The sequence below is a fragment of the Deinococcus peraridilitoris DSM 19664 genome (genome assembly GCF_000317835.1).
Classification (GTDB): Bacteria; Deinococcota; Deinococci; order Deinococcales; family Deinococcaceae; genus Deinococcus_A; species Deinococcus_A peraridilitoris.
On sequence record NC_019793.1, the window covers coordinates 1112802 to 1135000 of the forward strand.

General features: G+C 62.5%; 25 protein-coding genes (1 of these 25 only partly in view). 5 read left to right on the forward strand and 20 right to left on the reverse strand.

Going from position 1 to position 22199, the window contains the following annotated elements; all coding sequences use genetic code 11:
• Nucleotides 1–83: 83 nt before the first annotated feature.
• The 3 genes from DEIPE_RS05340 to DEIPE_RS05355 all read left to right on the forward strand — a co-directional run bounded on the left by DEIPE_RS05340 (nt 84) and on the right by DEIPE_RS05355 (nt 2438).
• The gene (locus DEIPE_RS05340) at nt 84–518 is read left to right on the forward strand and encodes an excisionase family DNA-binding protein (RefSeq protein ID WP_015234964.1); all 435 of its coding nucleotides are present in this window, start codon (nt 84–86) and stop codon (nt 516–518) included.
• Entirely contained in the window at nt 515–952 is a 438-nt protein-coding gene (locus DEIPE_RS05345; RefSeq protein ID WP_015234965.1) for a putative toxin-antitoxin system toxin component, PIN family, read from the forward strand. The genes DEIPE_RS05340 and DEIPE_RS05345 overlap by 4 nt, the downstream gene beginning before the upstream one ends.
• 385 nt (nt 953–1337) lie before the next feature.
• Nucleotides 1338–2438, forward strand: a complete 1101-nt coding sequence (locus tag DEIPE_RS05355) for an IS4 family transposase (protein WP_015231253.1) — start codon at nt 1338–1340, stop codon at nt 2436–2438.
• On the opposite strand, the gene DEIPE_RS25705 is transcribed toward DEIPE_RS05355, so the two are convergent.
• The 14 genes from DEIPE_RS25705 to DEIPE_RS05415 all read right to left on the reverse strand — a co-directional run bounded on the left by DEIPE_RS25705 (nt 2383) and on the right by DEIPE_RS05415 (nt 13952).
• On the reverse strand, nt 2383–2712 hold the full coding sequence (locus tag DEIPE_RS25705) for a DUF7878 domain-containing protein (RefSeq protein WP_015234967.1): 330 nt from the start codon (nt 2710–2712) through the stop codon (nt 2383–2385). The two genes, DEIPE_RS05355 and DEIPE_RS25705, sit on opposite strands and share 56 nt — an antisense overlap.
• A gap of 48 nt (nt 2713–2760) precedes the next feature.
• Nucleotides 2761–3861, reverse strand: a complete 1101-nt coding sequence (locus tag DEIPE_RS05360) for an IS4 family transposase (protein ID WP_015231360.1) — start codon at nt 3859–3861, stop codon at nt 2761–2763.
• Nucleotides 3862–4134: 273 nt separating this feature from the next.
• Entirely contained in the window at nt 4135–4437 is a 303-nt protein-coding gene (locus DEIPE_RS05365) for a polymorphic toxin-type HINT domain-containing protein (protein WP_083865734.1), read from the reverse strand.
• Nucleotides 4438–4501: 64 nt separating this feature from the next.
• Nucleotides 4502–6532: a polyphosphate kinase 1 gene (gene ppk1 / locus DEIPE_RS05370; protein WP_015234968.1), complete on the reverse strand. Its 2031-nt coding sequence runs from the start codon at nt 6530–6532 to the stop codon at nt 4502–4504.
• Nucleotides 6533–6659: 127 nt separating this feature from the next.
• Nucleotides 6660–7895 carry a beta-ketoacyl-ACP synthase II gene (gene fabF, locus DEIPE_RS05375; protein ID WP_015234969.1) on the reverse strand — a complete coding sequence of 412 codons (1236 nt, stop codon included), beginning with the start codon at nt 7893–7895 and terminating at the stop codon, nt 6660–6662.
• Nucleotides 7896–7995: 100 nt separating this feature from the next.
• A complete protein-coding gene (acpP, locus tag DEIPE_RS05380; RefSeq protein WP_015234970.1) occupies nt 7996–8226 on the reverse strand; it encodes an acyl carrier protein in 231 nt (76 codons plus the stop codon).
• Between the two features lie 158 nt (nt 8227–8384).
• On the reverse strand, nt 8385–9140 hold the full coding sequence (gene fabG / locus DEIPE_RS05385) for a 3-oxoacyl-[acyl-carrier-protein] reductase (RefSeq protein WP_015234971.1): 756 nt from the start codon (nt 9138–9140) through the stop codon (nt 8385–8387).
• The gene (fabD, locus tag DEIPE_RS05390; protein ID WP_015234972.1) at nt 9137–10051 is read right to left on the reverse strand and encodes an ACP S-malonyltransferase; all 915 of its coding nucleotides are present in this window, start codon (nt 10049–10051) and stop codon (nt 9137–9139) included. The genes fabG and fabD overlap by 4 nt, the downstream gene beginning before the upstream one ends.
• Nucleotides 10048–11094 carry a beta-ketoacyl-ACP synthase III gene (locus DEIPE_RS05395; RefSeq protein ID WP_015234973.1) on the reverse strand — a complete coding sequence of 349 codons (1047 nt, stop codon included), beginning with the start codon at nt 11092–11094 and terminating at the stop codon, nt 10048–10050. Before DEIPE_RS05395 ends, fabD begins: the two co-directional genes overlap by 4 nt.
• Before the next feature lie 115 nt (nt 11095–11209).
• Entirely contained in the window at nt 11210–11392 is a 183-nt protein-coding gene (rpmF, locus tag DEIPE_RS22940) for a 50S ribosomal protein L32 (RefSeq protein WP_015234974.1), read from the reverse strand.
• A 108-nt stretch (nt 11393–11500) separates the two neighbouring features.
• Nucleotides 11501–11884, reverse strand: coding sequence for a hypothetical protein (locus DEIPE_RS05400; protein ID WP_015234975.1), 384 nt, complete (start codon nt 11882–11884; stop codon nt 11501–11503).
• Nucleotides 11881–12756: a hypothetical protein gene (locus tag DEIPE_RS05405; RefSeq protein WP_015234976.1), complete on the reverse strand. Its 876-nt coding sequence runs from the start codon at nt 12754–12756 to the stop codon at nt 11881–11883. The genes DEIPE_RS05400 and DEIPE_RS05405 overlap by 4 nt, the downstream gene beginning before the upstream one ends.
• A 116-nt stretch (nt 12757–12872) precedes the next feature.
• On the reverse strand, nt 12873–13313 hold the full coding sequence (moaC, locus tag DEIPE_RS05410) for a cyclic pyranopterin monophosphate synthase MoaC (protein WP_157448974.1): 441 nt from the start codon (nt 13311–13313) through the stop codon (nt 12873–12875).
• A 60-nt stretch (nt 13314–13373) separates the two neighbouring features.
• Nucleotides 13374–13952 carry a DUF177 domain-containing protein gene (locus DEIPE_RS05415; protein ID WP_041230710.1) on the reverse strand — a complete coding sequence of 193 codons (579 nt, stop codon included), beginning with the start codon at nt 13950–13952 and terminating at the stop codon, nt 13374–13376.
• Between the two features lie 150 nt (nt 13953–14102).
• Here DEIPE_RS05415 and rocF point away from each other — a divergent pair, with 150 nt between their 5' ends.
• A complete protein-coding gene (rocF, locus tag DEIPE_RS05420; protein WP_015234979.1) occupies nt 14103–14987 on the forward strand; it encodes an arginase in 885 nt (294 codons plus the stop codon).
• Between the two features lie 59 nt (nt 14988–15046).
• Here rocF and DEIPE_RS05425 read toward each other — a convergent pair whose 3' ends face one another.
• Both DEIPE_RS05425 and DEIPE_RS05430 read right to left on the reverse strand, forming a co-directional pair.
• Complete coding sequence (locus DEIPE_RS05425; protein WP_015234980.1) at nt 15047–15598, reverse strand: hypothetical protein; 552 nt, start codon at nt 15596–15598, stop codon at nt 15047–15049.
• Between the two features lie 113 nt (nt 15599–15711).
• Nucleotides 15712–16101: a helix-turn-helix domain-containing protein gene (locus DEIPE_RS05430; protein ID WP_015234981.1), complete on the reverse strand. Its 390-nt coding sequence runs from the start codon at nt 16099–16101 to the stop codon at nt 15712–15714.
• A 222-nt stretch (nt 16102–16323) separates the two neighbouring features.
• Between DEIPE_RS05430 and DEIPE_RS05435 the strand changes: the two genes are divergently transcribed.
• On the forward strand, nt 16324–16575 hold the full coding sequence (locus DEIPE_RS05435; RefSeq protein ID WP_015234982.1) for a hypothetical protein: 252 nt from the start codon (nt 16324–16326) through the stop codon (nt 16573–16575).
• Between the two features lie 53 nt (nt 16576–16628).
• On the opposite strand, the gene DEIPE_RS05440 is transcribed toward DEIPE_RS05435, so the two are convergent.
• The 4 genes from DEIPE_RS05440 to DEIPE_RS05455 all read right to left on the reverse strand — a co-directional run.
• Nucleotides 16629–18146 carry a carboxypeptidase M32 gene (locus DEIPE_RS05440; protein WP_015234983.1) on the reverse strand — a complete coding sequence of 506 codons (1518 nt, stop codon included), beginning with the start codon at nt 18144–18146 and terminating at the stop codon, nt 16629–16631.
• An 81-nt stretch (nt 18147–18227) separates the two neighbouring features.
• The gene (locus DEIPE_RS05445; protein WP_015234984.1) at nt 18228–19472 is read right to left on the reverse strand and encodes a bifunctional folylpolyglutamate synthase/dihydrofolate synthase; all 1245 of its coding nucleotides are present in this window, start codon (nt 19470–19472) and stop codon (nt 18228–18230) included.
• Nucleotides 19473–19509: 37 nt separating this feature from the next.
• Entirely contained in the window at nt 19510–20439 is a 930-nt protein-coding gene (locus DEIPE_RS05450; protein ID WP_015234985.1) for a manganese-dependent inorganic pyrophosphatase, read from the reverse strand.
• A gap of 61 nt (nt 20440–20500) precedes the next feature.
• A protein-coding gene (locus tag DEIPE_RS05455; RefSeq protein WP_015234986.1) for an S-layer homology domain-containing protein crosses the window boundary here: on the reverse strand, nt 20501–22199 show its 3' portion. It continues 875 nt past the right edge of the window; the window shows 1699 of its 2574 coding nt (coding positions 876–2574); its start codon lies beyond the right edge, outside the window — the gene reads right to left on this strand; its stop codon occupies nt 20501–20503.

Sequence of the window (22199 nt, forward strand, 5' to 3'; positions counted from 1 at the left end):
TTGGCGGACAGAGTGAGCGTGGCTTTGTGTTGCGCCTCCTGCGCCTCTTGCGACTCCTGAGCTAAGGTAAATCTGGTGAGACGATGGCTGGCCGCAAACACGAACCCCTCCGACTGCTCACCGTGCAGGAAGCCGCCAAACTGCTGCACGTGAGTGACGACACCGTGCGCCGCCAGATCAAGGAAGGCGCCCTCGAAGCCATCCGGGTACGCACGACGCCCACCGGGCGGGCTCAGTACCGCATCCCTACTGCAGCCATTGATCGCATCTTGGGAAACACAGCCCTACAACTGCACGAAGACGTGGATCCTTTCGAGCCCCTACGGCAAGCCTTCGCGCACCTTTCTGACGAGGAGCGCGAAGAGCTGATCGACAGTGCTGTGCAATGGGCGAAGGCACGCCGCGTTGTGCCTGAGGTCCAGCGCTCCCCCGCACTGTCAGAGCAGGCCCTGCGGGAGCGGTTCGCGAAGAGCCCCTTGCTGCAACTTGGGCGTAAGGATGAGCAGGACGAGCGTTGAAGGCATTGCGCCTCGTACCCGACGTCAACGTCCTTCTCAGCGGTTTGACCAGTCGGTTTGGTCCGTCGTTCGACCTGTATCAGGCGGCGCCTCGTTTTGAGGTGGTGTTCGTGCTCAGCGAGACGCACTTCACGGAGCTGGCCGAAGTGCTGACGTATCAGTCTGTACTCAACTTGGGTCAAGGAATCGTGACCCCATCGTTCGCGTTCCGGGCGGCATCAGAGCTACACCGAATCGGGGAGTACCACGAACAGGTGGAGCACCTGGACTGGCCGTCGTGCCGGGATCCGAAGGATTGGTACCTGCTCGATCTGCTTGTCGCTTCGGGGGCCGATGGCATTGTGACAAAGGACAAGCACCTCCTGCGCCTGCGTAACTTGCTGAATATTCCTGTTGTTGAGCCCAGGGAATTGACCGGACGGCTGAACCGCTAATTCGTCTGGCAGCCAAATCCCATTGGTAGCGGCAGGGTAGCGGTAAGGGGCAAGAAGCCCTCCCTACTGACCAGTAGGGAGGGCTTCCGATGCTGAATTTGCCTACCGAGTGAACATCAACAAATTGAGCTTACCAACGGATGTCAACAGTGCCATAGCGCTCTTCCACTCTCTGTCTAATTTCATTACACAGAGCAGTCAAAGCTTCCGCGACTTCGGAGTCGGTCATATCGGCATGATCTTTGAACTGCTCATCGGACGATTGCATGAGCCATAGTTCCGCATCAGGGTCTCGGACCTCAGTACCCCACAACTTGGTTCGGGTAACGTCCTGAAGGGCGATTTGATCGCAGCGTAGACACAAGAAGAGCGGCATCAAGGGAGTGTGTCGCTCCAAGAAGCCGCTCTGGCTGATCCTACCAAGCTCGGCGAGGTCATCAAGCACCATCTGCCATTCCTACGCCGAGATACCCTGCAACGCCTCGCCGACGTCGTCACCGCCCTGATTCAAGCTCGCTCGACCAAGCACGCCCAGCTTGCCCTCCATCTGCCCGGCACAGTCGGTGCCGTCAGCAAGCTGCGCCGAGTCGAGCGCTGCCTACACGACCCTCAGCTCGATCGCGACGTTTTCTTGAAGCTCCTCGTGCCACTGCTGCCCGACGAGAAGCTGGTCATGACCATGGACCGCACGAACTGGGAACACGGCGAAGCCGACCTGAACCTCCTTGTGCTGGGCGTAGTGCTTGAAGGCTTCACCTTGCCCCTCGTGTGGATGGCCTTGCCGCACGGAGGTAGCAGCGACACCGGAGTGCGTGAGCGTTTGGTCGCTCAACTTCTCAAGGTCTTGCCCGCGAAGCGGTGGCGTGTTCTGGTTGCCGACCGTGAGTTCGTCGGGGCGGCGTGGTTCACGTTTCTGAGGCGGCGCGGCATCAAACGCTGCCTGCGCATCCGAGGTGACGCTCGGATCGACGACGTGCGGCTCGACGAGGGCTGGGGGTACGTGCAGCCCGGACAAGTGGTCGCGCTGCTCGAAAAAGCGAATGTGTACGGCAACGTCATGCAACTGGTCGTCACCCGCACCGACGCCGGGGAACTGCTCGCCCTGGCGACCGACCTGAAGATCGACGAGACGCGGGCGGTGTATCGTTTGCGCTGGACCGTGGAGTGTACCTTCAGCACTCAGAAATCCAGAGGCTTCGACCTGGAGGCGAGTGCCATGACCAGGCCGGATCGGCTGGAACGCTTGTTCGGGGTAGTCACGCTGGCTTTGGCATGGTGTTTGCGTGTCGGCGTGTGGTGTCACCAGCAGCGGCCCATCAAACGCAAAAAACACGGACGCCGTGCAGTGAGCCTCGTCAGGTACGGCCTGGAGCTTCTTTCCGCTTCTTTGCGTTGGGACACGAGTGACTGCCTGACACTTTTGGCGCTTGTCATGCAGCCTTTTCCCGCTCCAGCACACCACTCAATCCAAGTTGTGGGGTACTGAGGTCTCGGACAACCGAAAATATTGGATTGTCTTCAGTGTCAAGAGAATGGTATTGGAAATCAGCGGGCCTTCCATTACAGGATTGCGCAATCCAGTCCTGTAGTTGCAATAGCAACTCACCGACGGTGGCCGACTCATCGAACCACACCATTCCTCGCCTGGTCAATTTCAAGTTGGCCTCAAAATTATTTGGGAGTGAACCGGAGTAATCACGGTTATACCACTCAATATTTCCAATCTGGAAACCTACCTTTTTACTGGGAAGGCTGACCATACTCTCCAAGAACCTCCTCCCTCCGGATAACCCACAACCACCTTAACCTCAGTACCCCACATCTTGAGCTGAGTGCTGTATTGGAGCGGGAAAAGGTTGCATGACGAGGCTCAGGAGGATGGTTCGATCACTCGTTCCCCAGCGCAAAGCGGCAGCAAGGCGTTCCAAGCCGTACTTGACGAGACTCACCGCCCGGCGTCCGTGCTTTTTGCGCTTGATGGGCCGCTGCTCGTGGCACCATGTACCGATCCGCAAGCACCAAGCCATCGCCAGCGTCACTACGCCGACCAGCCGCTCCAACCGAGCGGGTTTGGTCATCGCACTCGCCTCAAGGTCGAACCCCCTCGATTTCTGCGCGCTGAAGGTGCTTTCTACCGACCACCTCAAGTGGTACACGCCTCTGGTCTCGTCGATTTTCAGGTCGGTGGCCAGGGCGAGCAGTTCACCCTCGGGCGTGCGCGTCACCACCAGTTGCATGACCTGACCGTAGATATTGGCTTTCTCCAGCAGGCCGACCACCTGTCCCGGCTCGACGTACGCCCATCCCTCATCGAGCCGCAAATCATCCACGCGGCTGTCGCCTCGAATGCGCAAACAGCGTTTCACACCCCGACGCCTGAGAAAGGCAAACCACTCCCGCCCCACGAACTCTCGATCAGCGACCAGAACGCGCCATTGCTTCGCAGGCAGCACCTTCAGCAGTCGAGCGACCAGACGCTCGCGTGTCCTGGTGTCGCTGCTGCCCCCATGGGGCAGGGCCGTCCACACCAGCGGTAATGTGAAGCCTTCAAGCACCACGCCGAGCACAAGGACGTTCAAGTCGGCTTCGCCGTACTCCCAGTTCGTACGGTCCATCGTCATGACGAGCTTGTCATCAGGGAGGAGCGGCAAGAGCAGCTTCAAAAAAACGTCCTGATCGAGCTGAGGGTCGTGTAGGCAGCGCTCGACGCGGCGCAGCTTGACTGAACTGCTGGCGTGTCCGGGCAGATGAAGTGCGAGCCGAGCGTGCTTGGTCGAACGCGCTTGGATCAGAGCGGTGACGACGTCGGCGAGGCGTTGCAGGGTGTCTCGGCGCAGAAAGGGCAAATGGTGTTTGAACACCTCGCCGAGCTTGGTAGGATCAGTCAGAGCGGCTTCTTGGAGCGACACACTCCCTTGATGCCGCTCTTTTTGCGTTTATGCCGCGATCAAATCGCCCTTCTGGACGTTACCCACTCCGAGTTGTGGGGTACTGAGCACCTTAACAGTGGTTTCGCCCTTTGTTCCAATGACTCGCCCCAAGTCGACCGTCATTGTGTACGATCTTGCTGAAACTTGGCCTGTTGCTCCAGAAACGTTGAGTATAAAAGCGGCATTCGGAGAATTTAGTGCTTCGGCAATGATTGCGTTCTGGTCATCCAACGTGTTCGCGGCGAACTTTGCCTACTTGCCTCCCGTAGTTGCAAGGTGCTTGACCTTGTCATATGTTCCGAGGTTCTTAGCAGCGTCGAACGCACCTTCGCTGGCTTGGCGTAGCGATACATCACAGTTGTGCACCAACCAGCCCTGAGTACCGACGAAGAAGGTATCCGCGACGGCGACGTCCAGGTTGTACATCGTCCGGGTTTCCTGGACCGTTTTGACGTACTTCACGACCCCGTAGGTGCCGTCGGCCTTCCTGATCTTATCCCCGACCTTGAGGTGGCCCGCACCGACCCAGTTGGCGTTCAGGTCCTCGTGCCCGATCGGCTTGGGCCTTGCTTCTCCGTCTGAACGCTCCGTGACGTAGAAGGGGTGCTCTGCCCCTGCCTTAAGGCTCCAGGGGAGGCAGCTGCCCGGTCATGAACGCCTGCTGCGCGCTGAAATCGCCGCTGAACTTGTGGTAGGTGCCGTCCTCGTCCAGCTGCCAGGAGCCGCGTTCGTCGCGCCACTCGATCTCGAAGCGTTCCAGCAGACGGTCACGGTGCTCCTCACGGCAGGCGGGCGCGATGACTTCCACCCGGCGGTTGAGGTTGCGGCTCATCAGGTCGGCACTGCCGAAGTACACCCCACTGCCCGAGAACGCGTACAGACGCGCGTGCTCCAGAAAGCGGCCCAGCAGGCTGCGCACCGTGATGTTCTCGGAAAGGCCCGGCACGCCGGGACGCAGACAGCACACGCCGCGCACCATCAGTTTGATCTTCACACCCGCCTGTGAGGCGCGGTAGAAGGCCGCGATCATGCCAGGATCGGTGAGCTGGTTCATCTTGGCGTGAATCCAGGCGGCCTCGCCACGCCCGGCCCGCACCCCTTCTTCGTCGATCAGGGCCTCGAGCTGCTCGCGGGCCGTGTCGGGCGCCACCAGCAGCGTGTGGTACTGGGCTTCGGCATATCCGGTGAGGTGGTTGAACAGGCTGCTGACGTCCTCGCCGATGTCGGTGTCCGACGTGAGCAGGCTGAAGTCGGTGTAGAGACGCGCGGTTCGCGGATTGTAGTTGCCAGTTCCCACGTGGGCGTAGCGTTTCAGGCCGCCACTTTCACGCCGGACGACCAGGGTCACTTTGGCGTGCGTCTTGAGGCCGGTCATGCCGTACACCACGTGCGCCCCGGCCCGCTCCAGCGCGCGCGCCCAGGCGATGTTGCGCTGTTCGTCGAACCGCGCCTTGAGTTCGATCAGGGCCACGACCTGCTTGCCGCGCTCGGCCGCCTTTTCGAGCACGTTGAAGAGCCGCTCGTCGCCGCCCGTGCGGTAGAGGGTCTGCTTGATGGCCAGCACGTCGGGGTCACTGGCCGCCGCCTCCAGAAAACGCAGCACCCCTTCGAAACTGTCGTAGGGATGGTGCAGCAGGACGTCCGCGCCGCGCAGACGGCTGAAGAGGTCGGCGTCGCCCTCGAGGTCCGGAACGTGCGGTGTGAAGGGCGCGAAGCTGAGGTCCGGGCGGCTCAGGCGCCAGGTCATGAAGTCCGCCACGCCCAGTGGGCCGTTCATTTCAAAGACATCCTCGTCGGAGATGTTCAGCCGGTCGCGCAGCAGTTCGCGCACGTCAGCAGGCATGTCACGGGTGATTTCCAGCCGCACGGCAGCCCCGAAGCGGCGGCGGCGCAAGCCTTCCTCGATGGTCTGCAGCAGGTCCTCGGCTTCTTCTTCCTCGAATTCGTAGTCGGTGTTGCGCGTCACGCGGAACACGAAGCTCGACTGCACGGTGCGTCCGCGAAACAAATGGTCGAGGTGCGCGGCAATGACTTCTTCGAGCAGCAGATACTGCCCGTCGAGTTCCACGAAGCGGCTCAGCACACCCACGGGAACTTTCACGCGCGCGAACTCCAGCTCGCCGTCGTCCGCGAGCGTCACCGCGAGGTTCAGGCTGAGGTTCGAAAGGTAGGGAAAGGGATGGCTGGGATCGACGGCCAGCGGCGTCAGCACCGGCTCGATCTGCGAGAGGTAGAGCTCACGCAGTTTGTGGCGCGCGGGCGCTTCCAGGTCGCTCACCTTCGCGAGCTTCACGCCTGCATCACGCAACTGCTCCACCACCGCGTTGAGCGCACGTTCGGTGTTACGCAGCATCTGGCGGGTTCGTTTGCGCACCGCCATAATCGTCTCGCCTGGCGTCAGGCCGTCGGGGCTTTTGGCCACCACGCCCGCGGCGATCTGGCGGTGGATGCCTGCCACGCGCACCATGAAGAACTCGTCGAGGTTGCTGCCCGCAATCGAGGCAAACTTCAAGCGCTCGAGCAGTGGATTGCGCTCCTGCTGCGCTTCGAACAGTACGCGTTCGTTGAAGGCCAGCCAGGAAAGTTCGCGGTTGAGAAAAGCGCTTTCCGGCAAGGCCTGCTCAGAGGAATGGGCCGTCAGGGTGGTCATGTCTGCGTCAAGCTTAATGAACGATTCCAAGAGAATGGTCAGGAAGCAGGGTGTATTTCCTTAGGCTGGCCGACCAAACGCGAGATGGACGGCGCTCAGCCGTCCACCTCAGTCACCTGCCCTCCGTTCAGCCGTCGAAACGCTTCATGACCAGCACGGCGTTCTGCCCTCCGAAGGCAAAGCTGTTGGACATCACCACGTCGAGCTTCTGCTCGCGCGGCTGGTGCGGCACGAAGTCGAGGTCGAGTTCCGGATCGGGATCGTCGAGGTTGATGGTCGGCGGAATCACCCCGTCCGAGAGGGCCTGCACTGCCGCAATGGCCTCAATGGCGCCCGCCGCGCCCAGCAGGTGCCCGGTCATGCTCTTGGTGGCGCTGATGGCCAGCTTGCGGGCGTGGTCGCCAAAGACCGCCTTGATGGCCTGCACTTCGCCCTGGTCCCCGGCAGGGGTGCTGGTGGCGTGCGCGTTGATGTACTGCACGTCCTCGGGGTTAAGCCCGGCGTGACGCAGCGCCATGCGCATGGCGTTCTGAATGCCGCGCCCTTCCGGGGCCGGCGAGGTGATGTGGTAGGCGTCGGCGCTGCAGCCATACCCGAGCAGTTCGGCGTAAATGCGCGCGCCGCGCTTTTTGGCGTGCTCGAGTTCCTCGAGGACCAGCATTCCGGCACCTTCGCTGAGCACGAAGCCGTCCCGGCTGGCGCTGAAGGGCCGCGAGGCCTTCTGGGGTTCGTCGTTGCGAAAGGACAGGGCCTTCATGTTGGAAAACCCGCCCATCGACATCGGCGTGATGGCCGCTTCGCTGCCGCCGGCGAACATCATGTCGGCGTCACCATCGCGGATGTAGCGCGCGGCTTCACCGATGGCCGTCGAGCCGGTCGCGCAGGCCGTGACGACCGTGCTGCTCGGTCCGGCGGCGCCGTAACGGATGGCGACCTGCCCGCTGGCCATGTTGGCGATCATCATGGGGATGAACATCGGCGAGATGCGGCCCGGTCCACGTTCCGTGAAGACTTTGGCCTGCGCTTCGAAGGTTTCGATGCCTCCGATGCCCGAGCCGATCAGGCAGCCGGTGCGTTCGTTGCGAATCTGGTCTTCGCTCAGCCCGGCGTCCTCGACGGCCAGGGCGGTCGCCGCGAAGGCGTAATGAACGTAGCGGTCCATCCGCCGCGCTTCGCGCAGATCGAGGTACTGGCTGTAGTCGTCCTTGATTTCCCCGGCGATGCGGCAGGCGATGGGGCTGGCATCGAAGCGGGTGATGGTCCCGATGCCGCTTTTGCCTGCCCGCTGCGCTTCTGCGTAGGCCTTCGCGCCCATGCCAATCGGCGTGAGTGGACCGAGGCCGGTGATCACAACTCGTTTCATGCTGTCTCCAGGATATGCCGCTGAACGGAAACAAAGCGATCAGCTGTCAGCTTTCAGCTTCTGGGCTGACGGCTGATCGCTGATCGCTGCTGGCCGAGTATTACTGCTTGGCGCCGATGTAGTCGACGGCTGCCTGCACGGTACGGATACCTTCGGCGTCCTCGTCGCTGATCGAGATACCGAACTTGTCCTCGAGACCCATGATCAGCTCCACGGTCTCCAGGCTGTCGGCGCCGAGGTCCTCCACAAAGCGCGCTTCGGGCGTGACCTTGTCGGCGTCCACGCCGAGCTTTTCCACGATCACTTCTTTGACTTGGTCGAATGTTTCCATGATGAGCCTCCGTAAAGGGTGAGTTTTTGAAAAGACAACGCGGTTCTAGTCTACATGCCCGCGGGTATTTTGCGCTCCTGTTTGCACCGCGTCCAAGGGGTGGTGAGCGCCGGGCGCCTTCCAACGCCGTTCGGAGTCAGGCCGCTGTACTTTTCGGGTCAGTGGGGGTAGAGACCACCGTCGACGCCGATGACCTGCCCGGTGATGTAGCCCGCCGCGTCCGAGGCCAGAAAGGTCACCACGCTCGCCACGTCCTCGGGCTGGCCAAAGCGCCCCAGCGGAATCCCTGCCAGATACGCTTTCTGTATCTCGTCGCTCAGCGCGCCCGTCATATCGGACTCGATAAAGCCCGGCGCGACGGCGTTCACGGTGATGCCGCGCCCGCCGTACTCCTTGGCCAGGGCCTTGGTCAGCCCGATCAGGCCGGCCTTGCTGGCCACGTAGTTGGCCTGTCCGGGATTGCCCATCAGGCCCACCACCGAGGCGATGTTGATGATGCGCCCGGTGCGGGCACGCATCATGCTTTTGATGGCAGCGCGCGATGCGTGAAAGGCCGAGGTGAGGTTGGTGTCGATGACGCTCTGCCAGTCCTCGTCTTTCATGCGAATCGCCAGGGTGTCGCGTGTGATGCCGGCGTTATTGACCAGCACGTGCAAGTTGCCGAACGCCTTGATGACGTCTTCGACGAGGGCGCCCGCGTTGGCGCTTTGCGAAAGGTCAGCGCCGAACACTTCGGCGCGGGCGCCGAGCGAACGGATTTCTCCGGCGACCTTCTCGGCCTCCGCCGCGTTGCGCCCGTAGTGGACGGCCACGTCAAAGCCGCTTTGCGCGAGCGAAAGCGCCATCGCGCGGCCCAGGCCACGGCTGGATCCCGTGACGAGGGCGGTGCGGCGAGCCTGATTGGTATCGGTCATGATGCCTCCACAAAATTCTGAATGTCGTGCGGGGTGTGAATGCTGCGCACGTCCGCGTCGGGCAGAATACGCTTGACCAGTCCCGAGAGCACGGTGCCACTGCCAAACTCCACGAAGGTCGTGACGCCCAGCGCTGCGAGTGTCTCGATGCTCTCGACCCAGCGCACGCTCGCAGTGATCTGCCGAGCGAGCAGCGCCGCGATTTCAGCCGGTTCCATGACAGGGTTGGCGGTGACGTTGGCGACCACCGGAAACGCCATGTTGCCGTAGTGCGCCGAGTGCAGATCGGGGGCGAGGGCGTCACGCGCGCTTTGCATCAGCGAGCAGTGGAAGGGCGCGCTGACCTTGAGGGGGATGGCCTTGAGGCCGCGCGCCTTGAGGGCGACACCGGCCGCTTCCACGGCCGCCTTCTCACCGCTGATGACCGTCTGGGTGGGGGCATTGAAGTTGGCCACTTCCACCACGCCGGGAGTTTCCTGACAGACTTCACGCACCACACCCGGGTCACCCATGGCCGCGAGCATGGCGCCCTGACCGGCAGGAACGGCTTCCTGCATCAATTGGCCACGGCGGCGCACGAGGCGCAGAGCGAGTTCCAGATCGAGGCTGCCGCTCGCCACGTGCGCGCTGTACTCGCCCAGGCTGTGCCCCGCCGCGTAGGCAGGCGTCAGGCCGGTCGCTTCCCGCCAGGCGCGGTAGGCGGCAATGGACGCGGCTACCAGGGCCGGCTGCTGGTTGGCGGTCAGGGTGAGCTCTTCGAGAGGACCCTGAGCCATCAGGGAGCGCAGACCGGGCACGGTGCGCTCGGCCGTGGCCAGCACTTCTTCGGCCACGGGGTAGCTTGCGGCGACTTCACTGCCCATCCCCAGGGCGTGCGAGTTCTGGCCGGGAAACAGGGCAGCGATGGTCATAGGGTCCCCCGGTCTGCCCTGACGACGTCCGGCGCCAGGGCAGCATTTTCGCCATCTTCACTCTTGGGCAGAACTCCACCCCAGGTCAGTACGGTGGCGCCCCAGGTCAGGCCACCACCGAAGGCGACCAACAGCAGGTGATCGCCGTCCTGGATCCGGCCCGCGTCGAGGGCATGCTGCAGCGCCAGCCCGACACTGGCGGTGCTGTTGTTGCCGTACTCGTTGACCGTCACGACCACCCGCTCCTGCGGCAAACCCAGACGCTCGCGGGCCGCTTCGATGATGCGTGCGTTGGCCTGATGCGGCACGAACAGCGAGATGTCACCTGGTTCGAGACCGGCCTGCGAGACAGCCTGCAGCGTGGCGGTGTTCATGACGCGCACGGCGAACTTGAAGACTTCCCGGCCGTTCATCTGGATCTTGTCACTCAGGCTGGTGCCGTCGGGCAGCTTGTCCGCCGTCAGTCCCAGGTGCAGGTTTCCAGCCCCCTCACCGTCGGCGCCCAGCACCCACGAGCGAAAACCGTACCCTTCACGCACTTCCTCCACGATGCCCGCGCTGGCACCGTCACCGAACAGCACGGCCGTGGAGCGGTCCTGCCAGTCAATGACCCGGCTGAGCGTCTCGGCGCCGATGGTGAGCACTTTCTTGCACAGTCCGGCCTGCACGTAAGCGTGCGCGACGGAGAGCGCATACACCCACCCGGTGCAGGCGGTCAGCATATCGAAGGTGCCGGCCGTCAGCTTGAAGTGGGCCTGCACCAGGGACGCCGTGGCAGGAAACAGTGCGTCGGGCGTGCTGGTCGCGACAATGACCATGTCGACACCATCCAGAGCGTCCTGGCCCGAACGGGCGATCAGGTTTTCGACGGCGCGAATGGCCACCTGTGAGGTGAACTCATCCTCGGCGGCAATGTGCCTCTTCTCAATTCCGGTGCGGGCAACAATCCATTCGTCTGTGGTGTCGAGCAGCTGCTCGAAGTGTTGATTGGTCAGGGTACGCTCGGGAGCGTAGCTGCCCAGTGCGGTGATGCCGACGGCCATGCGAACCTCCGCATCAAGACTAACCTATCTTTGACCAATTGGTCAATGAATGGCGCGAGACTGGTGGATATAAAAAAACAACCCCACCTGTGGTGGGGTTGTCGGTGCGTCCGGATCAAACGCTGAGAACTTGACGGCCGTCGTAGTAACCACAGCTGGGGCACACGTGGTGCTGAAGCTTCTTGCTGTGGCACTGAGGGCATTCAATGAGGTTCGGGGCAACAAGGGCGTGGTGACTGCGGCGCATGTCACGCTTGCTCTTGCTGGTCTTCTTCTTCGGTACGGGGTGCTTCGCCATGATTTCAACCTCTGGAGGAAATACTCGCCCACCCTCAGGGGCAGACAAGACAACAGGCACGAGTATAGCACAGAAACCGGGCCCGTTGCTTAACTGGCCCGGAGGTCCCTACAACCTTGGCCCGCTCTTTTTCACGCCGGCGTACTTGCGCTTTTTCACCCGCGACGTGCCCGCTTTGCTGCCCAGGGATTTTCCACCCGGACGGGCGCGAGGAGGAGGAGGCGCGAAATCCACCGACAGAATGCGCGCAAAAGGAATGTAGACCAGCAGCACGACCAGCAAGGTACCCCAGGTGGTATCCACGAACTCGAGTCCCAGTGCGCGCAGCAGCAACTGCAAGCTTACGGCGATCAACGCGAACAACAGCGATTTGGCGAACAGCCGGCCCACTTTCTTGAGGGTAAATCCGGGAGCCGGGTCGGGAGTGGTCAACCAGCGCCACAGCCGGGTTCGCTGCACGAAATGCCGCAAATCATCAAAACGTCTGTTCACACTTCTCCTTCAGTGGTGCGCGCGGCCACACCCAAAGTCACCCGCTGTGCAAACGCATCGAGCGCGGCAAAGTCACTCATTTCCGGTGCCACCTCCAGCACCAGGGCAGGCTTGCGCGCTCCCGCCGCGAGGCGCTCAGCCGCCTGCCGCCATACCCGCGAACGCGCCGGCACCACAAACACCAGGCCCCGCACGGCCGACTTGCCTTCCAGCGCTAGCTGCGCCCCAGCCAGCGCCCGCAGACCGGGCGTGCCGGCACCCGAACGCAGACCACGCTCCAGCACTGTCGCGCGTGGCATTTCGCTGCTGTACACCGCGTGCAGGCCCGAGGCCGCCAGCCGGGCAGGCAATTCACCCAGCAAGAAGGGCTCGGAGAGCAGCACGTCCGGCCCGATCACCGCAACGCTGCGTTTACTGGCCGCGCTGAGTTCGGGCGCCGCTTCACGTGCCGGCGTCAGCAGGGGCCGGTGCCGGTCAAGCGCGCGCCTCACCACACCCGGATTGTGGATGAGGTGGGTACCGAGCTCCGCGGCGGCGCCGGCAGCGGCCTGTCCACTTTCGGGAACACTGAGCAGGTTGGGCAGGCTGCTGACCCGCTGCGAGAGAACGTCCACGAACGCCTCACCCCAGGGATCGCCTTCGATGCCCTCCAGTTGCGGCAGTACGATCAGGTCGGCCTGACCGAGCTCCAGGATTCGTCCCAGGGCGAGCTGTACGTGCGGTGGCTCACCCGCGAGGCTTTCTTGTCCCAGGGCGTAGGCTTCGCTTTTGGGCATGCTGCCCTGCACGACGCCCACACCCAGGTCGTTGAGGTAAGGCTCCCAAAAACGCCTGTAGCGCGAGCCAAGGGTGTCGAGTAAACCAACATTCATCAAGACAGTGTAGAGGGCAAAGCGGCCCGGACATAGGGCGCCGGGCTGCTGATGTGCTGATGCTCAGCTGGGAGCACGGAAGCGGGAAATGCCGCTTTCCCAGAGTGACCGGGCGCTCAGGTAAAGTCACCTGGCCCTCGCCGGTAATCACCCGACTTACCGCCGCTTTTGGCCAGCAGCCGGACATCGGTGATCTCGATGGCCTTGCTGGCCGCCTTGAGCATGTCGTAGACGTTCAGGGCCGCACTCATCACGGCAGTCAGCGCCTCCATCTCGACCCCGGTAGGGCCTACGGTGCGTACAGTGGCGGTGATGTGCACGCCCTCTTCATGGAGCTGCACGCTCACGTCAATTCCCGTGATGGGCAGCGGATGACACAGCAGCACCAGATCGGCCGTGCGCTTGGCCCCACCGATGGCCGCCAGCCGCGCCACCACGAGGGGGTCACCTTTCTTGTTGCCCCCGATCAGCGCCGCACGCGCCTCGGGGGGCAGCCGGACCCAGGCTTCGGCCGTCGCGCTGCGGGAGGTGGCCTGCTTGTCGCTCACGTCCACCATGCGCGGCTGCCCGCCCTGAAAGTGGGTCAGGGCCGCGCCAGCCTCGCTCACCGGGCGTCCTCACTCATCAGGCAGTTCCAGACCCTTGAGGGCCGCAAAGGGCGAAGAAGTGGCATGCGGAGCATCCTCCTCGACGGGAACGCGCGCAGCGTGTTCGCAGGTCTGCTCGTTGAGGTCGGTTCCGCACACCTGGCAGAGCCCTTTGCAGTCCGGGTCATGCAGCACGCTGAGTGGCCCTTCCATGATGGCGACTTCGGCCAGGTAGGCGCTGAGATCAAGCGAGGGGTCACCGAAGAGCAGCACCTCTTCTCCGCTCTCGGCTTCAGCGATGTGCGGCGCTTCCACGCCGGGACTGTAGCGCAGGAGCATGCCGAGTTTCAGCTTCTGAGGAAACTCGACGGGTCGCAGGCAGCGGGCACACTCGAGCAGCAGGGTCGGCTCGAAGCGGCCCGAGAGCCAGAAGTCTTCCCCGCCGATGGAATTGGCGCTCAGGTCATAAAGAGCGGGTCGAGCGAAAGTCAGTACCTGCTCCTGGCCTCCCTGCTCATAGCGCAGTTCGGGAACCTCGCCACGGCTGCCGGTGTCACCCTGGGTGCGCAGCAGGCTGGACATGTTCAATACGGGTGCAGAAGTGGTCATCCTGGCATGATAAAGCCTGCCTGTACGCAACATGCCGCCACGCATTCCAATAGCGCGAGGGTGTATATTCAAATTTTCGAATATTCATGCACACAATAAAAGAACGTCTGACAGGAAATAAATCCGTATCAGTCCTGATACATTGAATATATGGATATCGCTCTTCTCGGCATTCCCATGGACCTCGGCGCCGGTCGGCGCGGGGTGGACATGGGTCCCAGCGCCCTGCGCAACGCCCGGCTTTCCCGCACGCTGCGCGACATCGGTCATCGCGTCAGCGACCTGGGCGACGTTCCGGTACCCTTGCCCGAAACGAGGGACAAGCACGAGGAAAGCGGCCTGATCTTTCTGGAGCCGATTCTGCAGGCCTGCACCGCGGCAGGGCAGCAACTCGCCATGCTTGGAGAAGAAGTCTTTCCCATCAGCATGGGTGGCGACCACTCGATCAGCGTGGGTACGGTCACCGGCGCGGCACGCAGCCAGCGCAGCGGCCTGATCTGGGTCGACGCCCACACTGACTTCAACACGCCCGCCTCCAGCCCCAGCGGCAACATTCATGGCATGCCCGTGGCGCACCTCGTGGGCCTGGGAGATGCCCAGCTCAACAGCATCGGTGGAGGCTGGCACATGCGGCCCGAGGACATCGTGATGATCGGCATTCGCAGCGTGGACCGCCGTGAACGCGACCTGGTGCGTGAGCAGGGCATCACGGTCTACACCATGAAAGAAGTCGATCAGCTGGGCATAAGCCGCATCGCCGAGGAAACGCTGGAGCGCCTCGGGTCCCTCCCCCGCCTGCACGTGTCCTTTGACGCCGACGCCCTCGATCCCAGCCTGGCGCCCGGCGTCGGCACACCTGTCCCTGGCGGGCTGACCTACCGCGAAGCGCACCTGCTGATGGAACTGCTCTCAGAGAGCGGACGTGTCACCTCAATGGACATCGTCGAGGTGAACCCGGCGCTTGACCACCAGAATCAGACGGCGCACGTCATGGTCGGCATGGCGGCCAGCTTGCTGGGGAAACGCATTCTGTAAGAACTTCCACGTCTGAACAAACAAAAAGGTTACGCAGGACCTGCGTAACCTTTGTTCTTTTATTTGCTGGCGAGGGTATTGCCCTCTGTGGTGGAGCGTACCGTGAGAAACACGGGTAGGGTCGTCCCTTTACCTCGACCGTCGTCGAACTTTACCATGAGCGCATGACGGCCAGGTTCGGCATCCTTGGGTACCGTGATGTTGTACACAACACGAACATAATCACGATAACGGACCGTAGTGCTGTATCGGTCATCTTTGGTATCCACGATCTGCCTTAAAGCGTCTGCTCTTTCAAGCGAAATGGCCCAGTTCCGTGGTAGATCCACTGGTCTGATTTTCAGCCAGGTAATGCGTTGCTGTACGCTGTTGACGTCTTTGCCGAAGCTCCGATTATCGAAGTCGATTTTGAGCATCCCGTCCAAGAGCGCTTCATCAAGTTCCAGGGCGCCCGCAGGGTATTTATATGCCAGCTGCATGTTCTGTCCGGCAGCAGTCTGAACGGACTCGATGGGATTGACCTCGCGAATCCCAGCACCACTTGTCATTGAAGGCGCACATGCTCCCAGCAGTAGGGCTGTCAGCAAAGCCAGCGGAAGTTTCTTGATCATCGGCGAACTCCTTGTGTACCCTCAGAATTCCCTCATTGGGCCACTTAAGCTACAACACCAAAGCGGAGAGAGACGGCAAATTTGCCGTCTCTCTCCGCTTTGGCTGCGTCAAATTAATCGAGAATACGCTTGAGGTGCAAGAAGATCTCGTACCAGTCACCCTTGTCACGGGGACGTTTGCCGCGCAGCTCGATGCGCGCCAGCGTGCGCACCCAGTCCGGGGTCAGCTGTGGGCCCAGCACCGGGTCGGACATCAGGTCCGCCAGGCCCTTGGGCAGGGCACCCTCGGTGGACATACCGTAAAACTCGACCGATTCCAGCAGGTCATGGACAGTGATGTCGTACGCTCCGGCCAGGGTCTGCAGGGTTTCCAGGCTGGGGTTGGTGCGTCCGCGCTCCAGGTCGCTCAGATAAGGAACGCTGATACCAGCCGTTTCTGCGACGTCCTTGAGCCGCAGCCCGCGTTCGCTGCGCAGTTCACGCAATCGTTCATGCAGTTTCATGCTCACCTCCCTGGCTGCGGCGACGGCGCGTCGACTGAAAGGCCAGACGTGCTTTGCTCCGCCAGTGTGGGGATTGGGTGTGTACAGAATTCCCCACGGATAGTTGGAGTGTAACACCCTCCCAGACTCTGGTCAATACAGAATATCCGACGCAATTGTTGTCAGACCCGTATCGGTATGTTATGATCGTAATATAAGAAGGATTTCTGCCAAGGAGGCGTTATGCGGGCACTGGAAACAATTGCACACACCATCAAAATTGGCAAGGTTCATCCCACCACTGTTGTAAACACCCTGATCGAGGTCGAAAACGAGGGAGGGACCGGGGCTCTCAGGCGTGTGGAGCGTCACCTGGCCCTCAGCGAAGAGGCCCTGCGCGAACGTGCCCACCCTCACAGCCGCCTCGCCCGGGCCTGGCTCGACGCTACCCGCGCTTATCTGGTCGCCCACGCAGAGTGCAAACGCGCAGTGTGAAACGAGCAGCGAAAAGCCCGGCCAGTTCCAGGCCGGGCTCTTTGCTGCTCGTTTTAGGGTTGCAACGCTGTCTGCGGCAAGGCGTAGATGTCCTGGTACTTCTCGCGTAGATACCGCACGTACGGCTCAGCTGAAAGTGATCGGCCCGTGGCCCGCTCGGTCAATTCACGCGGTGTCAGTGTCCGGCCGTGGCGATGCACGTGGTGCTGTAGCCAGGCCAGTAGCGGCCCATACTGCCCGCTCCGCAGGCCTGGCTCGATGGCGCTGTCCTGAGCCTTGGCTGCTTCGAGCAGTTGCACGCTCAGCAGGTTACCCAGGCTGTAGGTCGGGAAATAGCCGATCAGGCCCGCTGACCAGTGAATGTCCTGCAGCACCCCCTCAGCGTTCGATCTCGGCGTCACGCCCAGGTATTGCTCCATCTTGGCGTTCCAGGCCTCAGGCAGCTCTGATACGTTCAATGTGCCTTCCAGCACGGCCAGCTCCAGCTCGAAGCGCAGCATGATGTGGAAGTTGTAGGTCACCTCATCGGCCTCCACACGAATCAGGCTGGGCTGCACGCGGTTGACGGCCTTGTAAAGCATCTCAGCATCGATTCCTTCGAGTGCTTCCGGGAACACCGCCTGAAAATGCGGAAAGTAATGCTGCCAGAAGGGCCGCGAACGACCGATCAGGTTCTCGAACATCCGCGACTGGCTTTCATGTACGCCCAGGCTGGCTCCCCGCGAAAGCGGCGTGCGAGCCAGTTCGGCTGCGACGCCGTGCTCGTACATGCCATGGCCCGTCTCGTGCCAGGTGCCGAACAGGCTCATGGGAAAGTAATGCGCGTCAAAGCGCGTGGTGATACGGATGTCGTTGCGACTGAAATTCGTCTGGAACGGGTGTGCGCTGATGTCCAGCCGGGAAAACTCACCCTTGAGCCCCAGGTCTTCCGCCACTTCGAGGGCGAAACGGCGCTGTCGGTCCACGTCGAACTCACGTGTCAGTACACCGTAATCAGTTGCGTCACCGGCTGCGACGATGGCCTGCAACAGCGGCAGCGTCTCGTCACGCAGGCCGGCAAAAATCCGCTTGACCTCAGCTGCGCGGGCACCCGGCTCGTAATCGTCGAGCAAGGCATCATAGGGGTGATCGTCGAATCCCACCAGGTCGGCGTAGCGGCGGGCCAGATCGAACATCTTCTCCAGGTGAGGCTCGAACGACCGGAAATCGTCGTTTTTTCGCGCGGCCAGCCAGGCATGATGTGCCTCGTTCTCGGCACGCGCCTTTTCCTCGACGAACTCGGTGGGAATTTTGGTGGCGCGGTCGTAGTCGCGCCGCGTGACCCGTACCAGCGCTTCCTCGACCGTGCCGCTTTCTGCCGGCTGCGCTTCCAGACCGCACAGCAGCTCCTCGATACGCGGTGTGGTGAAGCGCTCGTGTGCCAGGCTTGCCACGGTGGCCACCTGCAGGCCTCGCACGGACGCAGCAGCGGGGGGCATGTGGGTTTCCTGGTCCCAGGAAAGGAGTGCGGCCGCAGCCTCCAGATCGCTGACCTGCCCCAGCAGCGTCTTCAGTTCTTCGAGGGTATCCATGCGTCACAACCTAACAGCTTTTTTGCCTGCACCGTGTGCTTCAGGCCAAAGAACCTGTCCACCATCCCATCAGGCGCAGGCTCACTGCCAGCGCTCGCGTTGCTCCACCGCCTCTCCCAGCAATAACGGCCGCACTTCCCCGATCAGGTACAGGCTGCCGGCCACGACCGCCGGACCCTCGGGCAGCATTGCCAGGGCTTCTTCCGGCGTCGCAGCGACCCTGACCGGAACGTTCCAGAGCGTCGTGAGGGTCTCCGGCCGTGACGCCCGTGGAGAAAGCGTTGCCCGTGTCAGAATCACCTCGGACACCGTCGGGGTCAGCTCATGCACAATCCTTTCCACATCTTTTCCCTCGGAGACGCCAAAAATCAGCGGTACCGGCGTCATTCCCAACGAACTCAGGGTGCGCGCCAGCGCCCGCGCGCCGTCCACATTGTGTGCACCGTCAAGCAGAACCTCACGCCCCTGCCAGCAAAGACGTTCCAGCCGTCCGGGCCAGCGGGCCGTGACGGCCCCGCGCGCGATCGCCTCCGTTCCCACACCCAGCCGCAACGCCGCCAAGGCAGCCAGGGCGGCATTACGCGCGCCATGCTCGCCCAGGAGCCCTGTACCGAACTCAACCTGCCCTACCGGGCTCGACAACCGCACCCATGAGCCATTCCAGCCTTGTGCTTCGACCTCATACGGCGCGTCACGCCCCAGCACCCACAGGTCCGCCTCCCGACCTTGCAGAATTTCCAGTGCCGCGCCCTCCACACCGGTCACCGCCAGGCCGCCCCACCGCAAAATACCGGCCTTTTCGGCCGCAATCTGCTCAAGCGTGCTACCCAGCACCTCGGTGTGGTCAAACCCAACCGTCGTCACGACGCTGAGCAGCGGCTCCAGCGCGTTCGTCGCATCAAGTCGTCCACCCAGACCAACCTCCATCACCGCAAGACGCACGGACGCCTCGGCAAACAGCAGCACGCCCAGCGCCGTCACGATCTCGAAAAATGTCGCCCCGACCGCTTCGGCGTGCGGTTGCACACGCAGCAACGCCTCCTCGACACATTCCTCGGGCAGTTCCTGGCCATCTACCTGAAAGCGCTCTGCAAAACGGGTCAGATGGGGCGAGGTGAACAGCCCGACCCGAATGCCCGAGGCCTGCAGCATCCCGGCCAGCACGGCGCTGGTGCTCCCCTTTCCGTTGGTGCCTCCTACCAGCACAACATCAAAGGACCGCTGGGGACTTCCCAAGCGGTCCAGCAGTTCGCGTACACGTGCCAAACCGGGATGGACACCAAAACGCTGCTGCGCGAACAGCCAGCTGAGCGCCTGCGTCAACACCCACCGACCTGTCCGTCTTCAGCGCGAGACAGCACCGTCACTGTCCTTCAAAGTAGGCTTCGAGCACTGGAACGATCTGCTTCTTGCGCGAAATCCGGCTGCCCAGGTCCGCAACGCCGTCTTCGATGTTTGCCCCGAACGCCTCACGCAGCATCAACTCCTCGGTGGCACTCAGGACCAAAGTGCGGTTGGTTTCATTGAGGATATCGACCACGCTCAGCACCACACCGGCCAGGTGGGACTTCGCCTTTTCCTGGTCCATGGCGGAGAGCAGTTCTGCCTTGCGGCCGAACACGTACCCTGGGTTGGTCGTCTCCACCACGCCCAGGCCATAAGGCCGACCCGCGAACTCGAAGACCTTGTAGTCCATCTTGAGCAGCTTCTCGGCTGCGATATCCCCCAAGTCACTTTTCGCGGCGAACATTCCACCGGCGTAAGCTGACACGTCAGCAATTCCGGCGATCTGCGCCAGATAGGTGGCCACTTCACGGTCCTCGGGCGTGGTGGTCGGGCTGCGAAAGTGCAGGGTGTCGGACAGGATGGCCGAAAGTAGCAGGCGGGCGTCTGTCTGCTCGATGGGCAGGTTCGCCTCACGGTGCAGCTTGGCAAGAATGGTGCCCGTCGATCCAAGCGGCTCGAAACGCAAGTACACCGGCACGTTCGTCGCCAGATCCCCGAGCTTGTGATGGTCCACCACGTGCGTCACGTTCAAAGTCGCCAGGCTCGGCAGCGACTGGGAAGACTCGTTGTGGTCCACCAGCGCCACCGCCGAATCTTCGGGAAGTGAGTCGAGCAAAGGCGGCAGGTCCACCCCGGCCGTGCGCAGCACAAACTCGGTCTCGCGGTTGGGCTCGCCCAGTCGGTACGCCTGCGCCTCCCGCCCGGTTCGGCGCAAAAAGCTGGCGTACACCAGGGCGGCGGTAATGGCGTCGGTGTCGGGGTTGAGGTGTCCGAAAACAGCTGTCATGCAGGGATTATAGAGAAAAGAAAAACCCCCGCCGAAGCGGGGGCTTGATTGAGAAGAGGGTTTAGAAGCGGACGTCGTAGCCGACGCGGAAGCCCGAAGCCGCCGAGGTGGTGCCCGCGGTGGTATCGGTCAGCGTGAAGACGCCATAGGAAGCCTTCACACCGTACACGTTGAGCTGGGTGAAGAAGCCGTTGACCGAACCGCTGGTGGCACCAGGGCCAGCAGCGAAAGCACCGGCCGGGGGGTTGCCGTAGATGCGGTCGACCGAGGCGTCGAAGGCGGAGTTGCTGACGCCGGTCGCGAGCGCGGCGACACCCGTGGCGGTGTAGGTCGAGTAGCCGAAGCCGAGCGAGGTGTTCTCGGCAAAGATGTTGTTGAGGACCAGGTTGCCGTTGGCGTACAGTTCGCTGGTCGTGCCGCCCGTCGCGAAGGCGGTGCTGCGGTAAGCCACGCCACCGGTCACGCTGGGCGAGAAGACTACGTTCAGCGGGGTGGTGGTAAAGCCCGAGCCGACCTTGAAGGTGCTGTAACCAACTGCCGGAACCGTCGCACCAGCAGCGTCAACCGTCGTCGCAGCACCGCCGGTGTTCATGTGGTAGCGGGCGTAGGGGGTGAGGGTGAACAGGCCGCCCACGTTACCGCTGTAGTTGGCGAAGACCTGGAAGTCGTTGGCGCCCACGGTGTAGAAGCGGCCGAAGCCGGCGGTGATGTTCAGGCCCGAGATCAGAGCGTCAGCAGCGGCGCCGTTGTGACGGACGATCGCACCGAAGGAGCTGGTACCGAAGAACGGTGCGGGGGCCAGGCCACCGTCGTAGGTAGTGGTCAGGCTGTTCGAGGTGCCGGCGACGGCCACACCGCCGGTGCTGGCACCGTTGTAAAAGGCCGTGAGGCTGACAGCGCGGAACAGCGTGGCGCCGGCGGTCACACCGAAGACAGTGCCGGCGCGACCCACAGCCGGGGTGCCTGCAACATACCCAGTCTGGTTGTCGTAGTAAGCACCGAGGTTAACGATGCTGAACGTCGTGGTCGCCGCAACACCGAAGCCGACCTGATCGCTGGCGTAACGGTTGTTGTTCACACCCATAGCCACCGGGTTGACGCTGCCGATAGCGCCAAAGTCGGGGTCGATGGCGCGGAAGTTGGCGCCCAGGTTGAAGCCACCCAGGTTAGTGGTGGCGCGCACAAAGAACGAGTTGTCCGCACCGGCGAAGCCGACACCCGTACGCGGAACGCTGGTGACATACACGCTTTCGAGGGCGATAGGGCCAACGTTGAACCTGGCGTCGGCGCTCAGGCCGTCACGCAGCGCGTTGGTGGCGTAAGACACACCGAGGTTGCCCAGGCCGAAGGGGTTGATTTCGGCGCGGATACCGAAGTAGCTGGCGGGCAGCGCGGCCGTGGCACCCACACCAACCACTGCCGTGAGCTTGGGGGCGAAGGGCAGGGTGGTCGCGTTGATCGTGGCCACCACACCACGGCGCGCGCCGGCGTCGGTGTTGTTGAAGAAGGCGGGGTTGAAGGAGAAGGTGCTGTTGCTGGCGCTGTACGCCACACCGAACTGCTGGCCGGCAATCGTACCAGTCGCGTTCGCACCCGAAAGGGCCACGACGGTATCACTCGCCGCAACAGGGGACGCAAACACGTTGCGAACAACGAAGTTCAGGTTGGCGTTGTTGATGGTGATGGTGTTGTTGGCCGTACGGATGTTGTTCACACCCAGACCGAAGGTGATTCCACCGGTGGCAACAGCAGAGCCGGGA